This is a genomic window from Salarchaeum sp. JOR-1, assembly GCF_007833275.1.
Taxonomy (GTDB): domain Archaea; phylum Halobacteriota; class Halobacteria; order Halobacteriales; family Halobacteriaceae; genus Salarchaeum.
Genome location: NZ_CP042241.1, coordinates 2,118,315 through 2,137,597 on the forward strand (window position 1 = coordinate 2,118,315; position 19,283 = coordinate 2,137,597).

Annotated in this window: 24 protein-coding genes; 9 read left to right on the top strand and 15 right to left on the bottom strand. The window is 67.2% G+C overall.

What is annotated here, in order from left to right:
- Nucleotides 1-55: 55 nt before the first annotated feature.
- Nucleotides 56-247 (bottom strand): DUF1918 domain-containing protein, encoded by a 192-nt coding sequence (locus FQU85_RS12035; RefSeq protein WP_145848243.1) that lies wholly within the window; start codon nucleotides 245-247, stop codon nucleotides 56-58.
- 155 nt (nucleotides 248-402) lie between these two features.
- On the opposite strand from FQU85_RS12035, the gene FQU85_RS12040 reads away from it, so the two are divergent.
- Nucleotides 403-963, top strand: coding sequence for an NUDIX hydrolase (locus tag FQU85_RS12040; RefSeq protein WP_145848245.1), 561 nt, complete (start codon nucleotides 403-405; stop codon nucleotides 961-963).
- Between the two features lie 9 nt (nucleotides 964-972).
- On the opposite strand, the gene FQU85_RS12045 is transcribed toward FQU85_RS12040, so the two are convergent.
- The 3 genes from FQU85_RS12045 to pyrB form a co-directional block, all read right to left on the bottom strand.
- The gene (locus FQU85_RS12045; protein ID WP_145848246.1) at nucleotides 973-1,800 is read right to left on the bottom strand and encodes a hypothetical protein; all 828 of its coding nucleotides are present in this window, start codon (nucleotides 1,798-1,800) and stop codon (nucleotides 973-975) included.
- Between the two features lie 186 nt (nucleotides 1,801-1,986).
- On the bottom strand, nucleotides 1,987-2,445 hold the full coding sequence (pyrI, locus tag FQU85_RS12050) for an aspartate carbamoyltransferase regulatory subunit (RefSeq protein ID WP_145848248.1): 459 nt from the start codon (nucleotides 2,443-2,445) through the stop codon (nucleotides 1,987-1,989).
- Entirely contained in the window at nucleotides 2,442-3,344 is a 903-nt protein-coding gene (gene pyrB, locus FQU85_RS12055) for an aspartate carbamoyltransferase (protein WP_145848251.1), read from the bottom strand. The genes pyrI and pyrB overlap by 4 nt, the downstream gene beginning before the upstream one ends.
- 46 nt (nucleotides 3,345-3,390) lie before the next feature.
- Between pyrB and FQU85_RS12060 the strand changes: the two genes are divergently transcribed.
- Nucleotides 3,391-3,981: a hypothetical protein gene (locus tag FQU85_RS12060; RefSeq protein WP_145848253.1), complete on the top strand. Its 591-nt coding sequence runs from the start codon at nucleotides 3,391-3,393 to the stop codon at nucleotides 3,979-3,981.
- Between the two features lie 65 nt (nucleotides 3,982-4,046).
- Here the strand turns inward: FQU85_RS12060 and FQU85_RS12065 are convergent, their stop codons facing one another.
- A complete protein-coding gene (locus FQU85_RS12065; protein ID WP_145848255.1) occupies nucleotides 4,047-4,961 on the bottom strand; it encodes a peptidylprolyl isomerase in 915 nt (304 codons plus the stop codon).
- 48 nt (nucleotides 4,962-5,009) lie between these two features.
- Nucleotides 5,010-5,198: a hypothetical protein gene (locus FQU85_RS12070; protein WP_145848257.1), complete on the bottom strand. Its 189-nt coding sequence runs from the start codon at nucleotides 5,196-5,198 to the stop codon at nucleotides 5,010-5,012.
- Nucleotides 5,199-5,310: 112 nt separating this feature from the next.
- Between FQU85_RS12070 and cyaB the strand changes: the two genes are divergently transcribed.
- Together cyaB and FQU85_RS12080 are read left to right on the top strand one after the other, a co-directional pair.
- A complete protein-coding gene (cyaB, locus tag FQU85_RS12075) occupies nucleotides 5,311-5,877 on the top strand; it encodes a class IV adenylate cyclase (RefSeq protein WP_145848259.1) in 567 nt (188 codons plus the stop codon).
- 69 nt (nucleotides 5,878-5,946) lie between these two features.
- Nucleotides 5,947-7,152, top strand: a complete 1,206-nt coding sequence (locus FQU85_RS12080; RefSeq protein ID WP_145848261.1) for a methionine adenosyltransferase — start codon at nucleotides 5,947-5,949, stop codon at nucleotides 7,150-7,152.
- Here the strand turns inward: FQU85_RS12080 and FQU85_RS12085 are convergent.
- Genes FQU85_RS12085 through FQU85_RS12095 form a run of 3 tightly spaced genes read right to left on the bottom strand, consistent with a single transcriptional unit; the run spans nucleotide 7,149 to nucleotide 9,633 of the window.
- On the bottom strand, nucleotides 7,149-7,940 hold the full coding sequence (locus FQU85_RS12085; RefSeq protein ID WP_145848263.1) for a hypothetical protein: 792 nt from the start codon (nucleotides 7,938-7,940) through the stop codon (nucleotides 7,149-7,151). The genes FQU85_RS12080 and FQU85_RS12085 overlap by 4 nt on opposite strands.
- Nucleotides 7,937-9,112, bottom strand: a complete 1,176-nt coding sequence (priS, locus tag FQU85_RS12090) for a DNA primase small subunit PriS (protein WP_145848266.1) — start codon at nucleotides 9,110-9,112, stop codon at nucleotides 7,937-7,939. Before priS ends, FQU85_RS12085 begins: the two co-directional genes overlap by 4 nt.
- 41 nt (nucleotides 9,113-9,153) lie before the next feature.
- A complete protein-coding gene (locus FQU85_RS12095; RefSeq protein ID WP_145848267.1) occupies nucleotides 9,154-9,633 on the bottom strand; it encodes an N-acetyltransferase in 480 nt (159 codons plus the stop codon).
- Nucleotides 9,634-9,719: 86 nt separating this feature from the next.
- On the opposite strand from FQU85_RS12095, the gene FQU85_RS12100 reads away from it, so the two are divergent.
- The 3 genes from FQU85_RS12100 to FQU85_RS12110 are packed head-to-tail and all read left to right on the top strand — an operon-like array spanning nucleotide 9,720 to nucleotide 11,812.
- Nucleotides 9,720-9,905, top strand: coding sequence for a hypothetical protein (locus tag FQU85_RS12100; RefSeq protein ID WP_145848269.1), 186 nt, complete (start codon nucleotides 9,720-9,722; stop codon nucleotides 9,903-9,905).
- On the top strand, nucleotides 9,906-10,313 hold the full coding sequence (locus tag FQU85_RS12105; protein WP_145848271.1) for an archease: 408 nt from the start codon (nucleotides 9,906-9,908) through the stop codon (nucleotides 10,311-10,313).
- Between the two features lie 38 nt (nucleotides 10,314-10,351).
- The gene (locus tag FQU85_RS12110) at nucleotides 10,352-11,812 is read left to right on the top strand and encodes an RtcB family protein (RefSeq protein WP_145848272.1); all 1,461 of its coding nucleotides are present in this window, start codon (nucleotides 10,352-10,354) and stop codon (nucleotides 11,810-11,812) included.
- Here FQU85_RS12110 and FQU85_RS12115 read toward each other — a convergent pair.
- On the bottom strand, nucleotides 11,802-12,140 hold the full coding sequence (locus FQU85_RS12115) for a hypothetical protein (protein ID WP_145848274.1): 339 nt from the start codon (nucleotides 12,138-12,140) through the stop codon (nucleotides 11,802-11,804). The genes FQU85_RS12110 and FQU85_RS12115 overlap by 11 nt on opposite strands.
- Before the next feature lie 59 nt (nucleotides 12,141-12,199).
- Here FQU85_RS12115 and FQU85_RS12120 point away from each other — a divergent pair, with 59 nt between their 5' ends.
- The gene (locus FQU85_RS12120; RefSeq protein WP_145848277.1) at nucleotides 12,200-13,054 is read left to right on the top strand and encodes a translation initiation factor eIF-2B; all 855 of its coding nucleotides are present in this window, start codon (nucleotides 12,200-12,202) and stop codon (nucleotides 13,052-13,054) included.
- A gap of 253 nt (nucleotides 13,055-13,307) precedes the next feature.
- Here the strand turns inward: FQU85_RS12120 and FQU85_RS12125 are convergent, their stop codons facing one another.
- The 5 genes from FQU85_RS12125 to FQU85_RS12145 are packed head-to-tail and all read right to left on the bottom strand — an operon-like array spanning nucleotide 13,308 to nucleotide 17,852.
- Complete coding sequence (locus FQU85_RS12125) at nucleotides 13,308-15,137, bottom strand: FAD-binding protein (protein ID WP_145848279.1); 1,830 nt, start codon at nucleotides 15,135-15,137, stop codon at nucleotides 13,308-13,310.
- Between the two features lie 3 nt (nucleotides 15,138-15,140).
- A complete protein-coding gene (locus FQU85_RS12130; RefSeq protein WP_145848281.1) occupies nucleotides 15,141-15,983 on the bottom strand; it encodes a succinate dehydrogenase/fumarate reductase iron-sulfur subunit in 843 nt (280 codons plus the stop codon).
- Complete coding sequence (locus tag FQU85_RS12135; RefSeq protein WP_145848283.1) at nucleotides 15,980-16,351, bottom strand: succinate dehydrogenase hydrophobic membrane anchor subunit; 372 nt, start codon at nucleotides 16,349-16,351, stop codon at nucleotides 15,980-15,982. Before FQU85_RS12135 ends, FQU85_RS12130 begins: the two co-directional genes overlap by 4 nt.
- 1 nt (nucleotide 16,352) lies before the next feature.
- Nucleotides 16,353-16,778: a succinate dehydrogenase, cytochrome b556 subunit gene (sdhC, locus tag FQU85_RS12140; protein ID WP_145848285.1), complete on the bottom strand. Its 426-nt coding sequence runs from the start codon at nucleotides 16,776-16,778 to the stop codon at nucleotides 16,353-16,355.
- A 51-nt stretch (nucleotides 16,779-16,829) separates the two neighbouring features.
- Nucleotides 16,830-17,852 carry a succinylglutamate desuccinylase/aspartoacylase family protein gene (locus tag FQU85_RS12145; protein WP_145848287.1) on the bottom strand — a complete coding sequence of 341 codons (1,023 nt, stop codon included), beginning with the start codon at nucleotides 17,850-17,852 and terminating at the stop codon, nucleotides 16,830-16,832.
- A gap of 95 nt (nucleotides 17,853-17,947) precedes the next feature.
- Here FQU85_RS12145 and FQU85_RS12150 point away from each other — a divergent pair, with 95 nt between their 5' ends.
- Nucleotides 17,948-19,282: a RimK/LysX family protein gene (locus FQU85_RS12150; RefSeq protein WP_145848289.1), complete on the top strand. Its 1,335-nt coding sequence runs from the start codon at nucleotides 17,948-17,950 to the stop codon at nucleotides 19,280-19,282.
- Nucleotide 19,283 lies beyond the last annotated feature (1 nt).

Here is a 19,283-nt window from a genome sequence, read left to right on the forward strand (position 1 = left end):
AAGTATGCGACCACGGAATAAAAACGCCGTCCTCCGCGACCGCACGCCGACTGGTTTACTCTTCGGTCTCTTCTGCGGCTTCGAGACTGTCCTCGGGGACGCCGGCCTCCTGGCCGTCGTCGAACGACACCGTGTAGTTCGCGTCGCCGAACATCGTCTCGACCTTCTGCGTGATCTTGCCCGTCTCGCCGTCGTAATCGCTGTGCTCGTCGTGCAGCACGACCGTGTCGCCTTCTTCGAAGCTCATACGTCCGGATTCCCGCGGCCCGGGCAAAAGCCCCCCGGTTCGCTCCGACAGAAACGTTATGCCGCCTTGCCGTCAACACAAACCCATGACACTCTACGCCCACACCACGCGCACTCCGAACCGCCATCGGAGACAGACACACGAACCACCGAGCAATGCCGATTGACGACACGTGGTTCCTCGCGCAGCGCGCCGAACAGACCGCCGAACGCGCCTACCACCGCATCAGCGAGGGGTACGACGAGTTCATGGAGTTCTCCCGCACGCGCCACGTCGACCGCCGGCGCTTCCGGACGCTCGCGGAACGCATCGAACGAACGGGCGCGCCGTTCGGCGCGCACACCATCGTCTACCGGCCGTCCGGCGAACTCCTCCTCGTCCGCCACGACGGCGTCGACCTCTGGGTGCTCCCCGGCGGCGGCGTGGAAACCGACGAGACATACCGCGAGGCAGCTGAACGCGAACTCGAAGAGGAAGCCGGTGTCGACGCCGACTACCGCGGGCTCGCGATGCTCACCCGCATCACCGTTCGCTCCGGCCCCTACGAGACCGGGGGCGTCCTCCCCGTCTTCGCCGCCGACGCAACCGACTGCACCGCCCCCGAAATCAGCGACCCCGACGACGAAATCAGCGCCGCGCGCTGGTTCGACGACCTCCCCGACGACACCCGGGATCGGGACGACCTCGAACACTGGCGCAAGCGCGTGCTCGCCTGACACACCCCCTTACTCCGCGCCGAACTCCACGCCCTCCCGCGTCTCGGCGTCGATGCGGCGGAGTGCGGCGCGGGCGTTGCCGGCGTGATAGCCGAAGAACACGTCGTTCGCGTACTCCTCCGCGACTTCGGCGGCGTGGAGGAGGTTGTCGATGTCGATATCGACGGCGTAGAGTTCGACGCTGAACGGCGTGTCGAGGAGGGACTGGAAGCCCGATGCGATGGTTTCGAGCCAGTAGGTCGTGCCGTAGTTCGTGTCGTAGAGGGGGACGACGAACTCGTCCACGTACTCGCTGAGCGCGTCGATATCGAGGCCGCTGCGTTCGTAGAGGTGGCCGGGATAGGGGTCGGGGTGGAGGGTGAGGGAGAGTTTCCCCGGGACGCGGTCGCGGATTTCGGCGACGAACTCCGTGATGACCGAGGCGCGCCACTCGCCCCAGTCGTCGTAGTCGCTCTCGCTGAAGGCGTCCTCGCAGCGCTCGCAGTGACAGTACTCGCCGCGGGGGAAGCCCACGTCGTCGAGCCGGAGGTCGTCGTTCGCGTCGGTGCAGGCCTCCACGACCTCGACGAGGCCGTTCTTGTAGTGGCCGGCGCTCGGGCAGATGTAGCTCCAGTCGAAGTAGGTGCGTTCCTTCGTCGCCCGGTTCCCCTCGTCGTCCACGGGCACGAGACCCGGGTCGGTCTCGGCGGTGGCGGTGTCGCCGAAACAGGACACCATGTTCACGCCGTTCTCCACGGGGTCGGTGTGGCGGCCCGTGACGTCCTTCACCTCGTAGAACCCGCGGTCGAACTCCGGCCAGTCCAGCTCCTCGGCGTTCCGCGTGACGACGCCGTACATGGAGGAGTGCAGGGCCGCAGGAGGGGTAAGTGGTTCGTTAGTCGATGCGGTCGACGGCTTCCTCTGACTCGTCGCTCCCCGTGAGGAACTTCACGGCGACGTAGAGCAGGATGAGGGCGATGCCGACCTTCAGGAGTTTGCGTGCCATACCTGACAGTAGACCGCCACCCCTCTTAGTGTTAGGGCTTACGCGAGCAGGTGGTCGGTGAGGTCGTCCCGGACGATGGTCTCGCAGTACGCACACCGCACCCCCTCCGAGAGCACGTCGAAGCGAGGCTGCACGGGTTCGCCAGCGTTCGTGATGCAGTCCGGGTTCGGGCACGCGAGCACGCCCGACACCGTCTCCGGCGGTTCGACGTGCTTCTTCTCCGCGACCTCGTACTCGCGGATGATGTTGATGGTCGCGTCCGGCGCGATGAGCGACAGCACGTCGAGCTCGTTCTGGGAGAGCTCGCGACCCTCGACCTTCACCACGTCCTTCTTCCCCATCGTCTGACTCGGAACGTTCATGCCCAGGCTCACGGTCTCGCCGCTCGCGCCATCTATATCGAGGAGCGCGAGGACGTGCAGGGCTTCGCCAGCGTTCACGTGGTCGATGACGGTGCCGTTGCGGATCTTGCTGACGCGGAGTTCGGTGTCTGTCATAGCAGGGAGTCGAGGAGGGCCATTCGGACGGGAACGCCGTTGTGCGCCTGACTGAAGTACGTCGCGTGCCCGGTGTCGTCGAGCTCGGGCGCGATCTCGTCTACGCGCGGGAGCGGGTGCATGATGGAGAGGTCGTCGCGGGCGTGTTCGAGCGTCTCGGTGTCGATGCTGTACTTCCCGGCGACCTTCCGGTACTCCTCCTCGTCGGGGAAGCGCTCGCGCTGGATGCGCGTGACGTACAGCACGTCGAGGTTCGGCAGGACGTCGTCGAGGCTCTCGTGTTCCCGGACGTTCGCGCCGGCCTCGTGGAGGTCGTACCGGACGCCCCGCGGGAGTTTCAGGGACTCCGGGCTGATGAAGTGCTGGCGGGCGTCGAACTTCGTCAGCGCGTGCGCGAGCGAGTGGACTGTCCGCCCGTACTTCAGGTCGCCGAGGATGCCGATGGAGAGGTCGTCCAGCCCGGCGTTCTCCCGAATCGTGTAGAGATCGAGGAGCGTCTGGCTCGGGTGGTGGCCCGCGCCGTCGCCCGCGTTCACCACGGGCACGTCCACGTACTCGCTCGCGAGCTGGGCCGCGCCCTGTTTGGGGTGACGGAGGACGATAGCGTCCGCGTACCCCTCGATGACGCGCACCGTATCCGCGAGCGACTCGCCCTTCTTCACCGACGACGACTCCACGCTCCCCATGTCGACGACGTCGCCGCCGAGGCGCTTCGCCGCGGTCTCGAAGCTCATCTTCGTTCGCGTGCTCGGCTCGAAGAAGCAGAGCGCGAGCAACAACTCGGGGTGTCGCTCCCGGAACGCCGAGGGGTCGTCCGCGAACTCGCGCGCGCGGTCGAGTACGGCCTCGATGTCAGCCCGCGTGAGTTGTTTAGCGGTGAGCAAGTGGTCGTGACGCATCACCGAGTAGGGGGCGCGCCGCTACCTTGAATCCCCCGACCCGGAGTTGAAGTGTGAAGCCGACACATCCCGGGGCGTGCTCGCCGTCACCGGCGGAAAGGGCGGAACGGGAAAGACAACGACCACGCTCGGCCTCGCGGCCGCGTACGCCCGCCAGCGACGCCGCCCCACAGTCGTCGACGCCGACCGCGACATGCCGAACCTCGCCATCACCGCCGACACCGCGGGCCTCACCGGTATCGACGTGGTGGCGAACCGCGACGGCCGCCCAATCGACGGCCTGCTCCCCGCGCGTCCGCCCGGCCCCGTACTCGTCGACTGCCCCGCGGGCGCTGGCCCCGACGCCGTCGCCCCGCTCCGGCGCGCCGACCGCGCCGTCCTCGTCACCACTCGCGACCGCGAAGCCATCGAAGACGCCGTCAAAACCACCGAGCTCGCGCGCGCCGTCGGCACGCCGATAGCGGGACTCGTCGTCACGCACCGCGAACGCGTCCCCGACGGCCTCGCCGAAACCATCGGGGCCACCCACGCGGTCGCAGTCCCCACGGTCGAGGAACCGCTCGCAGCCGCGGACGCCACCGCCGCCTACGGTCGACTCGCCGACGCGCTTCAGCCCCGCCGCTCACCGAGAACATGAACAGAGAACCGTGAGAGTATTCGCGGCCGTGCCGCTCGCCCGTTCAGCGAGGCCTGCGGGTTCGCTTACTCCTCGACGTCTTCGGCTTCGAGCTCTTCGGCGATTTCGTCGGCGTCGACGTCGGCGTCCTCGAGCGCGTCCTCGATGTCACCGAGGTCTTCGCCGCCTGCACCGCCGCCCATCATGCCGCCCATGCCGCCCATCATGCCGCCCATGCCGGAGCCGTCGATGACTTCCTGGACGATGACGCGGTCGATGTCGAGCTGGTCGATGACCTGCTGGAGGATCTGCTGCTTGCCCATCATCCACTGCTGATTGAACTGGAGCTGGGGGTTCTGGTCGATGTAGAGCGTCTCCTTCTCGACTGTCTCCGTTTCGGTCTCGCCCTCGTCGTTCTCGACGTCCTCCTCGACTTCGTCGGTTTCGAGGTGCATGTCGAGGTCGACGTCGAAGTACATCGAGAGGAGGCCCTGGGCCTTCTCCAGGCGGTCGGTGACCTCACCGAGGATTTCGTACTCGTACTCGACGTCCTGGCCGGCGAGCGCGTGGTTGAAGTCGACGCGGGCGCGGCCGCCGACGATGGTCTCGACGTGACCGTGCTCGCCGTCGATGTCGACGTGCGCGCCGGGGAACCGAGAGTCCTCGGGGATCTTGTCCGACTTCACCGTGCGGACCTGTTCCTCGTCGTACTCGCCGAACGGCTGGTCGACCACGACGCTGCCCTCGTCGCCGACTTCCTTCCCGACGATGTCCTCTTCGACGGGCTCGAAGATGTGTCCCTCGCCGAGGATGATGGTGCGGGGCGCGAACTCCTGCTCGTCGGTGTCGACGCCTTCCTCCTCCGCGACTTCCTCGTCGGTCGTGTCGACGAGTTCGCCGCCGTCGACGGTTCGGGCGGTGTAGGCGAGTCGGATGAAGTCGCCGTTCTGCAGTCCTTCGGCGGATTCGTCGGCCGTGTCGGCCTCGGTTTCGTCGCTCATACCCCAATGGACTGCCGTTCTATCCTTAAGGAGCACGGTTCCGGTGCGTTACCGGAACTCGTCGAGCGAACGCAGGACGGACGCGTTCACCGTCAGCCAGGCGGTCGTGCGCTCGTCGTCGCTCGCGTCGGCGGGTGAGACCGTGCAGCGGGCGGGGCCGTCGGTCGACCGCACCGTCTGTGCGCGCAGCGGGGGGATCGCGTCACCGGTGCCGGCAGGGTGCGTGGAGTGAGTCACGACACGCGTGGAAGGTCGCGGAACGGGCAAGAAGCCTGCTATGTGACGCGTATAGGTCTCGGGAGTCGTCCGGAGTCGGCAGGCTTTCGGCGGCCCGGCCGCGAGCACAGGTATGTACGAAGTCGAGGTGAAGGTGGAGGCAGATCACGAACGCGTGCGCCGCGAGCTGGACGAGCGGGGCGCGGACGCGGGGGAGACCGTGGTCCAGGAGGACACGTACTTCGACGCGCCCCACCGGGACTTCGCGGAGACGGACGAGGCGCTCCGCGTGCGCGAGCAGGCGACCGTCCGCGAGGGCGAGTCCCCGAGCGGGGCGCTGGACGGCGCTGACTCCCGCGTGACGTACAAGGGGCCGCTCGTGGACGGCGAGTCGAAGACGCGGGAGGAACACGAAACGGGCGTCGAGTCGGGGCGCGAACTGCGGGCGGTGCTGGACGGCCTCGGGTTCGCGGAGGCGGCGCGCGTGCGGAAGGTGCGGTCGTACTACGCGCTCGACGGCGTGACGGTGACGCTGGACGACGTGACCGGCCTCGGAGAGTACGTCGAGGTCGAACTCGAGGTCGAGTCCGAACCCGAAATTTCGGACGCTCGGGAGCGCGCGTACGGCGTGCTCCGCGACCTCGGACTCGACCCGGACGCCCAGATTCGAACGTCCTACCTCGGCCTCCTCCTCGAATAACCTCCAGGCATATTCGATTGGTCGGTCGTTTCCGCAAGTTATAGGAGCGGCTGTCGGGTATCTCGAGTAATGACGGAGCGCAATATTCGCGTCCGCCCCATCGACAGGGACGCGGTCGAGGACGAGGAAGTCGAAATCGTGGAGCGAAAGGGCCTCGGCCACCCCGACTCCATCTGTGACGGTATCGCCGAGCGCGTCTCCCAGGCGCTCGCACAGGCCTACCTCGACCGGATCGGGAAAGTCCTCCACTACAACACGGACGAGACCCAGCTCGTCGCCGGCACCGCCGCGCCCGCGTTCGGCGGCGGCGAAGTCATCGAACCCATCTACATCCTCATCGTCGGCCGCGCCACGAAGAAGTACGAGGGCACGCACATCCCCGTCGACTCAATCGCGCTCGACGCCGCCCGCGACTACCTCCGCGAGACGCTGCCCGCGCTCGACCTCGAGACCGACGTCATCGTCGACGTGAAACTCGGCGAAGGCAGCGGCGACCTCCAGACCGTCTTCGGCGAGGAAGGCAAAGCCGTGCCGATGGCGAACGACACGAGCTTCGGCGTCGGTCACGCCCCGCTCACCGAGACCGAGACGCTCGTCCACCAGACCGAGTACCGCCTCAACACCGAGTACCACGACGCGAACCCCGCGCTCGGTCAGGACGTGAAAGTCATGGGAAAGCGCGAGGGCGACCAGATAGACCTCACCGTCGCCGCCGCCTTGGTTGACGAACACGTCCCCGACATGGACGCCTACAAGGCCGAAGTCGAATCCATCCGCGCGTTCGTCGCCGACCTCGCCGCCGAGTTCACCGACCGCGACGTGACCGTCCACGTCAACACCGCCGACGACTACGAGGACGGCTCCATCTACCTCACGACCACCGGTACGAGCGCCGAACAGGGCGACGACGGCAGCGTCGGCCGCGGGAACCGCGCGAACGGCCTCATCACGCCGAACCGCTCGATGAGCATGGAAGCCACCTCCGGCAAGAACCCCGTGAACCACATCGGGAAGATTTACAACCTCCTCTCAACCGAAATCGCGCACGACGTGGTGCACGAGGTCGACGGCATCCGCGACCTCCGCATCCGCCTCCTCAGCCAGATCGGCCGCCCAATCGACGAACCGCACGTCGCGGACGCTCACCTCGTCACCACCGACGACACCGCCATCGAGGAAATCGAGGACGAAGTCCGCGAACGCATCGACCACCACCTCGAACACGTCACGGACATCACCGAACGCGTCATCGACGGCGAACTGACGACGTTCTAGAGCTCTTCCGCGGCGTCCTTCTCCACGAGCGGTTTCGCGTTCTCCGCGGGCAGCACCACCACGTCTTCCGCCTCCAGTGAGTACTGGCGCTCGTCAACGCCGAAGACGTCACCCACGTCTCGCGTGATGCGAACCGTCGTCCGCGCCGCGCCCTCAGCTCCGTCAGCGCCCGCAGAACCCTCGGCGTTTCTCGCGTCCGGAGACGGCGTATCGTCGGGCGCGTCGTCGGCCTCGTCGAGACCGCCCCCCATCGCCGCAGCGGCGCTGGACTCGGCTCGCTCCGTGGGCGCCGGCTCGCTCTCCCCGTCGCCACTCATGCTGTCCGGCTCCGGGTTCGCGTGGGACGCCGCCATGGGGTCGGCGCCGGTCGCGTCGCTCGCGGGTTCCTCGCGAGGGTCGGCGTCGCCGGCGAGCACGTCGAGAACGTGGGACTTGTTCTCCTCGATGCGCGCGACGAGGTCGTCGTACAGCCGGCGCTCCTCGTTCGTCAACCCCTCCGTATCGCCGGTCATCCCCGCGGCCGCGAGGCTCGCCTGCTTCACGATCTTCCCCATTCGGCGCTCGTAGATGGCTTCCGAGACCTGCTCCGCCGTCTCTATCTCGTCGGTGAGCGTCTGCACCTCCTCCGAGGAGAACGGGTCGTCGGACGCAGCGGCCGCGCGCTCGCGTTCGTCCTTTCGCGACTGGATGTAGTCGGCGACCTCCTCGTAGAAGGAGTCGCGGAGGTCCTGGAGGCTGTCCGAGGAGCGTTCGCGCGAGCGTACCGCGCGGAGGTCTTCTAAGTTCATTCTTGGCCTTTCTCCGCCCACCCGCGAGCCATCAGGAAGACGCCCGCGTACTCGGGTAGCGACACCACGCCCGGCTCCACACTAAACGTTTCGCCCAGCAGGGAGAACTCGTACTCTCGCGTCGGCTCCACCGTGATGTCGTGGCCGACGAACGTCTCCGGAACCGCGTCCGCGAGCGGGTCGAAACCGTCCAACTCCCCCCTAGAGAGCCGCTGAACGACGAGGCCGCTGCCGCCGTGGAGCGTGCCCGGGAACCGAATCAGGCGGTGCGTGTCCGTCGTCACGGGTTCGTCGATTGCGGCCTGCTGTTCGTCTACCGTCTCCGCGATGAGAGCGCGCGCGAGCGTCAGGAACGCTGGGTGCACGTCCACGTTCCCCGCCTTCACCTCCGCGGTGTTGTTCTCGACGACGTTGTAGATGGCCTGGGCGGATTTCTCGCCGATACCGTCGAACGTCTGCAGCCGATACACCGCCTCCTCCTCGTCGAGGTCGAGCAGGTCGTCCACGAACCCGGCGATGTGGTCGACCGCGCGCCGCCCCCACCCGCCGTCCGTCGGAAGCGTGCGCTTCGTCGTCGGGTTCTTCACACCCATCCCGCTCACAGTCTCCTCCCGGACGAGCGAGTCGAGTCCGAGCCCGTTCCCGAGCACGTAATCCACGACTTCGCGGCGCTGCTCGCGGTCCAACCCCCGAATGCTGGGGTCGCGGACGTGAACGTGGTAGCCGCGGCCGCCGGAGAAGACGAGTTCGAGGTCGTCGAACCCGAAGTCGCGGTCAAGGAAGTCGAGGAGGCGATAGAGCGCGTCCTTGCACTTCGCGAGCATCTCGCCGTAGGAGTCCTCGCCGAGCGTCACGTTCGGGAGGTGGTCGGCGTCTAAATCGAAGACGAGGTCGGACCCCCGCCACGTCTTCGCGTCCATCGAACTCGCGCTCGGTTCGTCGTAGTAGCCCGCGGAGAAGTAGACGTGGCGCGGGCGCTCCCGGCGCGCGAACTCGTCGAAGTCGCCGAGATCGAGCAGCGACTTGTGCCGCACCATCGTCGTGTCCGGGCCGGACGTCCACGGGATGTACCCCCACTCGCGGTCGTCCGCGCCCGGCGGCGGCGAGAGGGTCACGTTCCGGTAGTAATCCCGGAACCGACCCCGCAAGTAGGCTCGCGTCCGCTCCTCCATGCTTCTCGAACCCTACCGCGGCCGCGGTAAAAGACGTGTCGTTACCGTCGGAGAAACTCGCTGAGTTTATCCCGGAGCTTCCCGCGCTCCCCGAGACGAAGGTAGTACGCCGTCCCGCCGTCCTCGTAGTAGTTCTCGATGCGCCGCTCCACCTCGAACCCGAGGTGCTTGTAGAACGCCAGCGCGTTCTCGTTCGACGCGCGAGCGTGACACGACACGGTCTCCGCGTCCTCCGCGACCGCCGCGACCAGTCGCTCCCCGAACCCCTCGCCGCGATAGTCCGGGGCGACCGCGAGGAAGAGAATGTAGCCGTCCCGCCGCGCGGCCGCGAACCCCGCGAGCGTGTCGTCGCCCGCGACGTACGCGTAGACGGTCGCGCGCTCGTAGGCGTCCGCGAAGAATCGCCACCGCTGCTTCAGGAGGGATTCTTCTTCCCGAATCTCCTCCTTCAACTCCCAGGCCTCCTGGAGGTAGTCGTCGTCGCCCCGCGGAACGACGCGCTTCTCGACGGTGACGCTCACTGGCCGGCCGTACGCCGTAGTCGAATATAATTCCACCGTCCGCGTACCGCAATCCTTGCACCGCCACCCGGCATTGACCGGGACACATGTCCGCCGACTCAATGCCGCCGCCGAACCCCGTCCACGAACCGGGGAAGACCGCCTACGCGAAGGTCCGTGCGGCGGCACTCACCGGCGTCGCCGTCGCCGGCGACGACACCGACGGACGCTCTCCCAACGAGCGCTCCCTCACCGGAAGCGACATGGCGGACGCGCTCGCAGACGACGAGTAGATGTACGAACTCCGCGAACACACCGCCGACATCGCGGTCGAAGCCGCGGGCGAAACGCTCGGCGAGGCGTTCGCCGCCGCCGCGGACGGCATGGCGGCCGCGATGTGCGAGACCATCCCCGACAGCGGCGAGCGCTTCGAGGTCGCGGAGACCGCGAACTCGCGCGAGCGGTTGCTCTACGACTACCTCGACCGCCTCATCTACGAACGCGACGTGCGCGGCGTGCTCCCCGTGGACAACGCCGCCACCGTCACCGAAACCGGCGACGGCTACCGCCTCACGGGGAGCGCGCGCGGCGTCCCCCTCGCGGACGTGCACGCCCGCGACCTCAAGGCCGTCACGTACTCCGAAATGGACATCGAGGCGACCGAAACGGGCTGGCGCGCGTACGTCGTCTTCGACGTGTAGACGAAACGTATTCTTCCGTCCCGGCCCCACCGACGAGTATGACCACGTTCGACGCCGACGGCGTCACCCTCGAACGCGTCCGCGAACACGTCTGGGAACTCCCCCGGGAGGACGGGATGACCACGCCCGCCCGCGTCCTCGCCAGCGAGGAACTCCTCGAACACATCACGGACGACGACACGCTCGAACAGATAGCGAACGTCACCCACCTCCCCGGCGTCGTCACGCACGCGCTCTGCATGCCCGACGGCCACCAGGGCTACGGCTTCCCCGTCGGCGGCGTCGCCGCGATGGACGCAGAAAACGGATGTATCAGCCCTGGCGGCGTCGGTTTCGACATCAATTGCGGCGTCAGGATGGTGAAGACGAACCTCGCCTACGAGGACGTGCAGGGGCGCGAGGAGGAACTCGTGGACGCGCTGTTCGACGCCGTTCCCACGGGCCTCGGCGGCGGCGGCGTCGTGGAATCCAGTCACAGCGCGGTCGAGGGGATTCTGGAGGACGGCATGGAGTGGGCGCTCCGCGAAGGGTACGCCGTCCCCGACGACCTCGAACACTGCGAGGACGAGGGACGGCGGCCGGACGCCGACCCGAGTGCGGTGAGTCAGAAGGCGAAAGACCGGGGCGCGAACCAGATCGGGAGCCTCGGGTCGGGAAACCACTTCCTCGAAGTCCAGCGCGTCACCGACATCTTCCGCGCGGACGTGGCGGACGCCTACGGCCTCGACGCCGACCAGATCGTGGTGCTCATCCACTGCGGGTCGCGCGGGCTCGGCCATCAGGTGTGCTCGGACTACCTGCGGCGCATCGAGGACGAACACCCCGACTTCCTCGACAGCCTCCCGGACAAGAACCTCGCCGCCGCGCCCGCGGGCTCCGCGCTCGCAGACGAGTACTACGGCGCGATGTGCGCCGCCATCAACTTCGCGTGGGTGAACCGCCAACTCATCATGCACCAGACCAGGGAGGTGTTCGCGGACGTGTTCGACACCTCGTGGGAAGCGCTCGACATGGATCTCCTCTACGACGTGGCGCACAACATCGCAAAGAAGGAGACGCACACCGTCGACGGCGAGGAGCGCGAGCTCTACGTCCACCGGAAGGGTGCGACGCGCGCGTTCCCGGCGGGCCGCGAGGAAGTCCCGCCCGCCTACCGCGACGTCGGCCAGCCCGTGATCATTCCGGGAAGTATGGGCGCGGGGAGCTACGTGCTCCGCGGCGGCGCGGACTCCCTCGACGTGACGTTCGGATCCACCGCGCACGGCGCTGGCCGACTGATGAGTCGCACACGGGCGAAACAGCAGTTCGACGGCGACGACGTGCAGTCCGGCCTCGAAGAGCACGACCACATCTACGTGAAGGCGCAGAGCGGCGAGACCATCGCTGAGGAGGCGCCTGGCGTCTACAAGGACGTGGACGAAGTCATCCGCGTCTCCGACGACCTCGGCATCGGCGACAAGGTCGCGCGGACGTTCCCCGTCTGCAACATCAAGGGGTAGGGCCGTCCGGCCCCCGCGGCCCGCGCGGCCCGACGTTCAGTTCGACGTACTCCGACGCCGGCTCCGACTCGGCTTCCCGTCCGTCGTCGTGCCGGACGAAGTTCAGGTAGAACGGCTCCCCGCAGCCGTCCGCGCTCCACTCGACGCCGTCGCTCTCTCCGCAGACGAAGCGCACGCCGTCTGCGTCAGCGTCGGGGAGCGCGCTCGGCGGGTCGTACGACCAGCCCTCCAATGGGTACGGCGTCACCGACTTGTCGGCGAGGTAGGCGTCCCGCTCGACAGTCGCGAGCGTCTCGCAGCGCGGACAGTAGTACGTCACGTCGACCATATGTGCCGTAGGAACTACGGGGCGAAACGCATTTCCCCCGCGGCGGCGACGCCCCGAGTATGATAGACGAGACCGCCGAGGAGATTCGGGAGATGCGAACGCACTCCTCCTCGGTCGTCGCCGTGAAGGCCGCGCGGGCGCTCCGCGAGCTCGACGACCAGGAGTTCCCGACCGTCGAAGAGTACGTGCGAGCGCTTGAGCGGAACAGCCGGGCGCTCCGGCGCGCCAGCCCGTCGCACGCCAGTCTCGTTACGACGCAGCGTGAAATCGTGAACGCCGTCCGGGACGCCGACCCCGCCTCGGTCGAGGACGCGAAGGCCGAGACGAACGCGGCGGTCGACCGCGTGGTCAAGCGCGTGGAGTCCGCCAAGCACGCGGCCGCAGAGCACGTCGCCGAAACGCTCGATGACGGCGCGACCGTCCTGACACACGACTACTCGACGACCGTCCTGGAGGCCATCGAACTCGCCGCAGAGGACGGTACGTACCTCGACGTGTACGTCACGGAAGCCCGTCCACGCCACCTGGGCCGGAAGACGGCGCGCGTGCTCGCCGAAATCGACCGCGTCACGCCGACGCTCATCGTGGACGGCGCAGCGGGCTACTACCTCGACGACTGCGACGAAGTGCTCGTCGGGATGGACTGCATCGTGGACGACACGCTCTACAACCGCGTCGGCACGTACCCGCTCTGCGCGACTGCGAACGACACGGACACGCCAGTGACCGTCGCGGGGTCGAGCGCGAAAATCGTCAACGGCGAGGGGTTCCGGTTCGAGAACGAGTTCCGCACCGCCAGCGAAGTCATCCGCGAACCCCCGGAAGGCTTCGAGGTCGCGAACCCCTCCTACGACGAGACGCCGATCCGCCTCCTCGACCGCGTCGTCACCGAGGAAGGCCTGCAGACGTTCTAGGGCAAACACGAGGACTCATTGCGAGCGCGCCGGTCGTCCCCGAATTTCGCGAGTCCGGCACGCCCCACCAGTCAGAACATACCGACGGCTGGCCGCGCTATCGTACTTGAACGCTCGGAGTACGGGAGAGCGGAGTGAGAAGAACGTTCGCGGCGCGTCGCGCCGCGATTCACTCTCTCGCGGAGCGAGCGTTTTTAGTGGAGGTTTTTACTCAAGCGGTCGCCGGAGGCGACCCGCTGAGTAAAAAAGTCCGTTAGTACGACCGCTCTTTCGGCTCGTAGGTCTTGTTCTCGCCGTCGAGGATGACGGGGCGGTACCAGAGTTCGGGTTCGCCGTCGTTCCAGGAGACCATTGTGTGCTTGAGCCACTCGTCGTCCTTGCGCTCCTGGTGTTCCTTGCGCCAGTGGGCGCCGCGGAACTCGTCGCGGGCGAGCGCGCCCATAGTGAGGGCTTCGGCGATGTCGAGGATGTTCCGGGTTTCGAGGGTGTGCTGGAGGTCGGTGTTGAACGTCCGGGACTTGTCCGCGACGTACACGTCCTCGTAGCGTTCCCGGGCGTCCCGGATATCGTGGAGCGTCTCCTCGAGCGCGTCCTCCTCCCGGAAGACGTTGACGTTCGCGGTCATCGTCTTCTGGATGTCGGAGCGGATTTCGGCGTGCTGGGTTCCCTCGTCCTTCTCCAGGAGGCGCGTGATGCGGTCGTCCTCGCGTTCGACCGCCGCGTTCACCACCGTCTCGGGGTCGGCGGCAGCGAGGCCGCCGTCGGCAGCGGCTTCGTCGTCGCCGACGGTGCCGAGCGAGGCGGTGGTGTCGATGTCTTCGAGCTCGGGGTTTGCGGGTTTCCCGGTCTGGATCTTGGGTTCGCCGAAGTCGCGGCCGGCGGCGTGCGAGCCGGCGCGCTTCCCGAACACGATGAGTTCCGGAAGGGCGTTCCCGCCGAGGCGGTTCCCGCCGTGCACGCTCACGCACGCGCACTCGCCGACGGCGTACAGGCCGTCGATGCACGTCTGACCGTGTTCGTTCGTCTCGATACCGCCCATGGCGTAGTGGTGGCCGGGCTTGACGGGCATCGGTTCTTCGAGGCCGTCGACACCCTCGAAGTCCTCCGCGAGGTGGAGGATGTTCTCCAGGCGGTCGAGTATGCGTTCTTCACCGAGGTGACGCATGTCGAGCATTACGTACTCGTCCTCGAACCCGCGGCCCTCGTTGACTTCCGTGAGCTCGGCGCGCGCGACCACGTCGCGGCTGGCGAGTTCGCCGTCGTTGGTCGCGTACCCGTACTCGAACATGAATCGCTCGCCCTCCGTGTTGTAGAGGATGCCGCCCTCCCCGCGCACGCCCTCACTGATCAGGACGCCGGTCGAGGGGAGCGTCGTCGGGTGGAACTGGATGAACTCCATGTCCTCCATCGGGACGCCGGCGCGGTAGGCCATCGCGACGCCGTCGCCGGTGTTCGCGACCGCGTTCGTGGTGTGGTCGAACACCTGCCCCATCCCGCCAGTCGCGAGGATGACGCCGTCGTTCGCGTGGAAGCCCGCGAGTTCGCCGGTCTGCACGTCGTAGCCGACGATGCCGTGACAGCTGCGTTCGTTCGGGTCGTCCTCGTCCGTGACGGCGAGGTTCGTGACGTACCACTCGTCGTACACCTCGATGCCGCGCTTGACGACCTGTTCGTAGAGCGTGTGGAGGAGGTGATGGCCGGTCTCCGCGCCCGCGTACGTGGTGCGGGGGAAGGAGAGGCCGCCGAACGGCCGCTGACTGACGCGGCCGTCGTCCTCGCGCGAGAAGGGCATTCCCCAGTTTTCGAGCTGGATGACGTTCTCGGGCGCGTCCTGCGCGAGCGTCTCGACGGCGGGGGCGTCACCGAGGTAGTCCGACCCCTTCATCGTGTCGTACGCGTGGTCTTGCCACGAGTCACCGTTCCGTAGCGCCGCGTTGATGCCGCCCTCGGCCGCGCCCGTGTGGGAGCGAACCGGGTGGAGTTTCGTGACGAGCGCCACGTCCGCGCCTTCCTCGTGCGCCGCGATGGCCGCACGGAGTCCGGCGCCGCCTGCACCGACTACGAGTACGTCGTGTTCGTACATGATTTACCAGAATTTGAGATTGCTCTTCACGGCTTCTCGCTTGAGCTCCTGAATGTGCTCCGTGAGCGGGATGTCCTTCGGACAGACCGTGGTACAGGAGAACTGGGTCTGGCAGCGCCAGACGCCGTGTTCCTGTTCGATGATTTCGAGGCGTTCCTGCTGGCGGTCGTCGCCCTCGCGGTCGTCGAAGTAGAACCGGTAGGCCTTGTTGATGGCCGCGGGGCCGAGGTACTCGTTGTCGCCAGCGGCGATGTTGCAGGAGGACATGCACGCGCCACACCAGATGCAGCGCGTGCTCATCTTGATCTTCTCCCGGTTCTCGCGGGACTGAAGCTGCTCGCCCTCCGGTTCCTCGTTCGGACTGAAGTAGGGTTCCACCGACTCCATCTGGTCGTAGAAGTGCTCCATCTCCACGACGAGGTCTTTCACCACGTCCGCGTGCGGGAGCGGTTCGACTCGAACCGTGTCGGAGTTGTTCAGATCCTGAATCTGGGTCTGACAACCGAGGCGCTGACTGCCGTTGATGAACAGCGCGTCCGACCCGCAGACGGCCTGGCGGCAGGAGTGCCGGAAGGTGAGACTGGAGTCGAAGTGGTCGCGGGCGTGCATCAGGGCGTCCAGCACGGTCATCCCCTGTTTTCGCGGGACGTGGAACGTGTCGAAGCGCGGTTCCTGTTTGTCCGCGATCTCGGGGTCGTACCGGAATACCTTCAGTTCGACCGTGTCCTCGGCGGTCTCGGTTGCGGAGGACGCGGCTTCCTCGGCGCGTTCTTCCTTGCGTTCGAGGCGTTCGGCCTGTGGATCCGTTTCCGACTCGGTCTGCGTGTCCGGTGATTGCGTGCTCATAGTAGACTACCTCCGGCGAGTGCGAACGAGACGCGGAGCCCCTGCACGAACAGGGCGGCTCCCGCGACGATCAGCACCCACTTCGCGACGCGCTTCGGCGTGCCGCTGATTCCCTGATTGACGAGTGCGTTGTAGATGCCGTTGACGCCGTGGAACGTCGCCGTTCCGAGGAACAACACCATCGTCAGCCAGTACGCCGGTACCTCCATTCGGCCCATGCTGCCCGCGAACGTGATTTCGGGCGCGTGGTTGTAGAAGTGCAGGAGGAAGAAGTGGAACGCGAGCGTCACAACGAGGAACGCCGCGGTTGCTCGCTGCAGGAACCACGCCAGGCCGCCGCGACTGAACGAGGAGTAACGTTCTGCCATGTTAGAATGCCCCCGCGAGGAACGTCGGGACGCTCGCCACGACGATAGCGCCGGTGAGGACGAGCGACGCGTAGAAGCTCTTGTCTTGCTGTTCGAGTCCGAGTCCGAGATCCACGAGGAGCAGGCGAACGCCGTTCAGGATGTGGAAGACGGCGACCGCGAGCAGACCAACCTCGAGGAATCGGACGATGACGATGCTTTCGAGGCCGTGGAGCGTCTGGGTGTAGATGTCCTCGCCGTTCGCGATGACGGCGGCGGACGCGTCCGCCGCTTCGATGGACGTGCTGAGAACGGCGATGTGCGTGAACAGGTACGCGATGAGTACCCACCCCGTGAACTTATGAAACACCCAGGCCCACATGCCGGCCGAGAACTCCCGCCATCGGCCGAAGTCCTCGATGAGGCCCCGGTCGTACGACTGACTCATACCACGTGAACCTCTGGCCCCGCTCCACATAGAAGTTACTAACCCCGCATCCTACGCGGGTCGCTGGGGCGTCGTGCCGGCGCGGTCGCGTTCGTACGCGCGCCGCGTGGATTCGTCGAGTTCGACGAGGTGGCAGAGCGGGTTCCCGGGGTAGACGACGGGGTTTTCGAGGAGGCCGACGAGCAGTCCCGTGAACGGCGCGGCCACCGCGTCTCGCGTGGACTTGAACGGGTTCGTGATGGTGCAGATCCTGTCGCCCTCGCGAACGAGGTCGCCGTGCGCGTAGTGGGTCTCGACGATGCCGCCGGCGTCCGCTCGGAGCCACGTCTTCTCGCCGGAGTCGATGACGGTCCGCCAGCCCGGCCAGTCCACGGGGTCGGCGGGGTGGAGGCCGTACTGGGCGAGCACGCTCGCGACGCCGTCGAGCGCCTCGTCGATGAACCGCCGCTGGAACCGGTGGGCCTCCCCCATCTCGACCGTGACGGTGGGGACGCCGGCGTCGCTCGCTTCCCGGCGGAGCGTCCCGTCGGGGCCGGTGCTGTCGATGATGACGTTCGACCCGAACGCGCGCGCGAGCGCCGCCACGTTCTCGTCGTCCATGTCGGCGCGGACGTGGAGCATGTTCGACCGGCCGCGCGTCGAGGTGTGGAAGTCCATCCCGTAGTCGCAGGGTTCGATGAAGTTCGTGAACAGCTGGTGCGCCATCCGCTTCGCGCTCGTCGAGGTGTCGTTCCCGGGGAAGGAGCGGTTGAGGTCGCGGTCGTAGATCGGGAGGTAGCGCTGCTGGGCGGTGAACCCGGGGACGTTCACGACGGGCAGGCAGACGAGCGTCCCGTGGAGGTTGTCGTGCGGCCAGTCCTGTGCGACCTCCCGCACGACCTCGATGCCGTTGAGTTCGTCGCCGTGCACGGCCGCGGAGAGGAACACCGTCGGGCCGTCGTGGGGGCCGTTGACGATGGTGACGGGGATGCGGACGGGATCTCCGAGGTAGGTCTCGCTGATGCTGTACCGGATGTCGGCGGTCTCCCCCGGGTCGACTCGGCCGCCGTTGTACGTGAACGCCCCGTCTGTCATTACCGGGTCTGGGGGCCGGACGCGTAAAAGCGTGTGCGGGCGGACGGCCAGCAGGATGCGGCATGCCTTTAGTCCGTCCACGAGTCAGTTCGTCTATGACCGAGTCGGTACACGTAGGGGTTCTGAGCCTACACACTTCGAAGGAGACGAAAGCCATCCTGAACGCAGTAGAGGCGCTCGGACACGAGTCGACGTGGCTTCGCGAGGAGACGCTGTCCGTGGACGTGCGGGACGGCGAGGTGACGCTAGACCCGGACGTGGACGTGGTCGTGAACCGCCTCCTGCTGTCGAACACGGAACAGCCGGCGGAACTCCTCGGACTGGCACACACGCTGGAGGGCGTGACGCCGATGCTGAACGAGCCGTCGAGCGTCCTGACGGCGTTCCACAAGTACGCGACCGCCACGCACCTCACGGCAGCCGGTCTGTCCGTGCCGAATGCGTTCCTCTCGCTGTCGGCGGATCGCTTGAACGCGGAGCGCCCCCGGTTCGGCGAGGAGGCCGTGTTCAAGACCGCCATCGGGACGCACGGCGGTGGGACGTGGAAGGTCGGGGCAGACGAGGACGTGAACCCCCGCGTGGGCGAGCGGTACGCGTTCCTGCAGGAGCTCATCGACCGCGACGAAGACCGGCACCGCGACCTCCGCGTGTACGTGGTCGACGGCGAAGTCATCGCGTCGATGCGGCGGTTCGCTCCCGAGAACGACTGGCGGACGAACGTCGCGCTCGGCGGGGACGTCGAGGGCGTCGCCGACCTCCCCGCGGACGCGGAGTCGCTCGCGCGGGACGCCGCGTCGACGCTCGGCCTCGACATGGCCGGCGTGGATCTCGTGGAGGGCGAGGACGGCTGGTACGTCCTCGAAGTCAACCCCACCGCGGGCTTCAAGGGCCTGTTCGAGGCGACGAGCACGAGTCCGGCGCCGGACATCGCGCGGCTCGCGGTCGAGCGCGTGGGCGGGAGCGTTGACGCCGACGCGGTCGAGCGCCTCCGCGGGCAGTTCGACACCTCGACGCCGTCGAGCGCGCCGCGGACGCCGGGCGCGCCGACGGAGCAGCGCACCATCGGATACACGGAGGAAGTCCTCGTCTCGGGGACGAGCGGCACCGAGCGCACGCTCGCGAAGTCAGACACGGGCGCTTCGCGCACCAGTCTCGACACGTCGCTCGCCGCGACAATCGGCGCCGGCCCGATCAAGCGCATGACGAAGGTGAAGTCGGGGAGCATGAAACAGGGGAAGGCGCGGCCCGTCGTGGACATCGTGGTGAGCGTGAACGGCGACCGGCACACCGTCGCCGCGAGCCTCGAAGACCGCGGCCACATGGACTACCCGCTCCTGCTCGGCCGGGACATCCTCAAGCACTACCACGTGGACGTGACGCGGACGACGGACGGCGAGAAAGCGGAGGAAGAGGAACTGGACGAGGAGTAGC

Excerpts from the sequence above, each read along its gene's own strand:
- FQU85_RS12045 (WP_145848246.1), bottom strand. The coding sequence starts at position 1,800 with ATGTACGGCGTCGTCACGCGGAACGCCGAGGAGCTGGACTGGCCGGAG.
- FQU85_RS12145 (WP_145848287.1), bottom strand. The coding sequence starts at position 17,852 with ATGACAGACGGGGCGTTCACGTACAACGGCGGCCGAGTCGACCCGGGG.
- priS (WP_145848266.1), bottom strand. The coding sequence starts at position 9,112 with ATGGAGGAGCGGACGCGAGCCTACTTGCGGGGTCGGTTCCGGGATTAC.
- FQU85_RS12065 (WP_145848255.1), bottom strand. The coding sequence starts at position 4,961 with ATGAGCGACGAAACCGAGGCCGACACGGCCGACGAATCCGCCGAAGGA.
- FQU85_RS12150 (WP_145848289.1), top strand. The coding sequence starts at position 17,948 with ATGACCGAGTCGGTACACGTAGGGGTTCTGAGCCTACACACTTCGAAG.
- FQU85_RS12115 (WP_145848274.1), bottom strand. The coding sequence starts at position 12,140 with ATGGTCGACGTGACGTACTACTGTCCGCGCTGCGAGACGCTCGCGACT.
- FQU85_RS12040 (WP_145848245.1), top strand. The coding sequence starts at position 403 with ATGCCGATTGACGACACGTGGTTCCTCGCGCAGCGCGCCGAACAGACC.
- FQU85_RS12035 (WP_145848243.1), bottom strand. The coding sequence starts at position 247 with ATGAGCTTCGAAGAAGGCGACACGGTCGTGCTGCACGACGAGCACAGC.
- FQU85_RS12130 (WP_145848281.1), bottom strand. The coding sequence starts at position 15,983 with ATGAGCACGCAATCACCGGACACGCAGACCGAGTCGGAAACGGATCCA.
- FQU85_RS12105 (WP_145848271.1), top strand. The coding sequence starts at position 9,906 with ATGTACGAACTCCGCGAACACACCGCCGACATCGCGGTCGAAGCCGCG.
- cyaB (WP_145848259.1), top strand. The coding sequence starts at position 5,311 with ATGTACGAAGTCGAGGTGAAGGTGGAGGCAGATCACGAACGCGTGCGC.
- FQU85_RS12135 (WP_145848283.1), bottom strand. The coding sequence starts at position 16,351 with ATGGCAGAACGTTACTCCTCGTTCAGTCGCGGCGGCCTGGCGTGGTTC.
- FQU85_RS12100 (WP_145848269.1), top strand. The coding sequence starts at position 9,720 with ATGTCCGCCGACTCAATGCCGCCGCCGAACCCCGTCCACGAACCGGGG.
- FQU85_RS12125 (WP_145848279.1), bottom strand. The coding sequence starts at position 15,137 with ATGTACGAACACGACGTACTCGTAGTCGGTGCAGGCGGCGCCGGACTC.
- FQU85_RS12110 (WP_145848272.1), top strand. The coding sequence starts at position 10,352 with ATGACCACGTTCGACGCCGACGGCGTCACCCTCGAACGCGTCCGCGAA.
- sdhC (WP_145848285.1), bottom strand. The coding sequence starts at position 16,778 with ATGAGTCAGTCGTACGACCGGGGCCTCATCGAGGACTTCGGCCGATGG.
- pyrB (WP_145848251.1), bottom strand. The coding sequence starts at position 3,344 with ATGCGTCACGACCACTTGCTCACCGCTAAACAACTCACGCGGGCTGAC.
- pyrI (WP_145848248.1), bottom strand. The coding sequence starts at position 2,445 with ATGACAGACACCGAACTCCGCGTCAGCAAGATCCGCAACGGCACCGTC.
- FQU85_RS12120 (WP_145848277.1), top strand. The coding sequence starts at position 12,200 with ATGATAGACGAGACCGCCGAGGAGATTCGGGAGATGCGAACGCACTCC.
- FQU85_RS12085 (WP_145848263.1), bottom strand. The coding sequence starts at position 7,940 with ATGAACTTAGAAGACCTCCGCGCGGTACGCTCGCGCGAACGCTCCTCG.
- FQU85_RS12080 (WP_145848261.1), top strand. The coding sequence starts at position 5,947 with ATGACGGAGCGCAATATTCGCGTCCGCCCCATCGACAGGGACGCGGTC.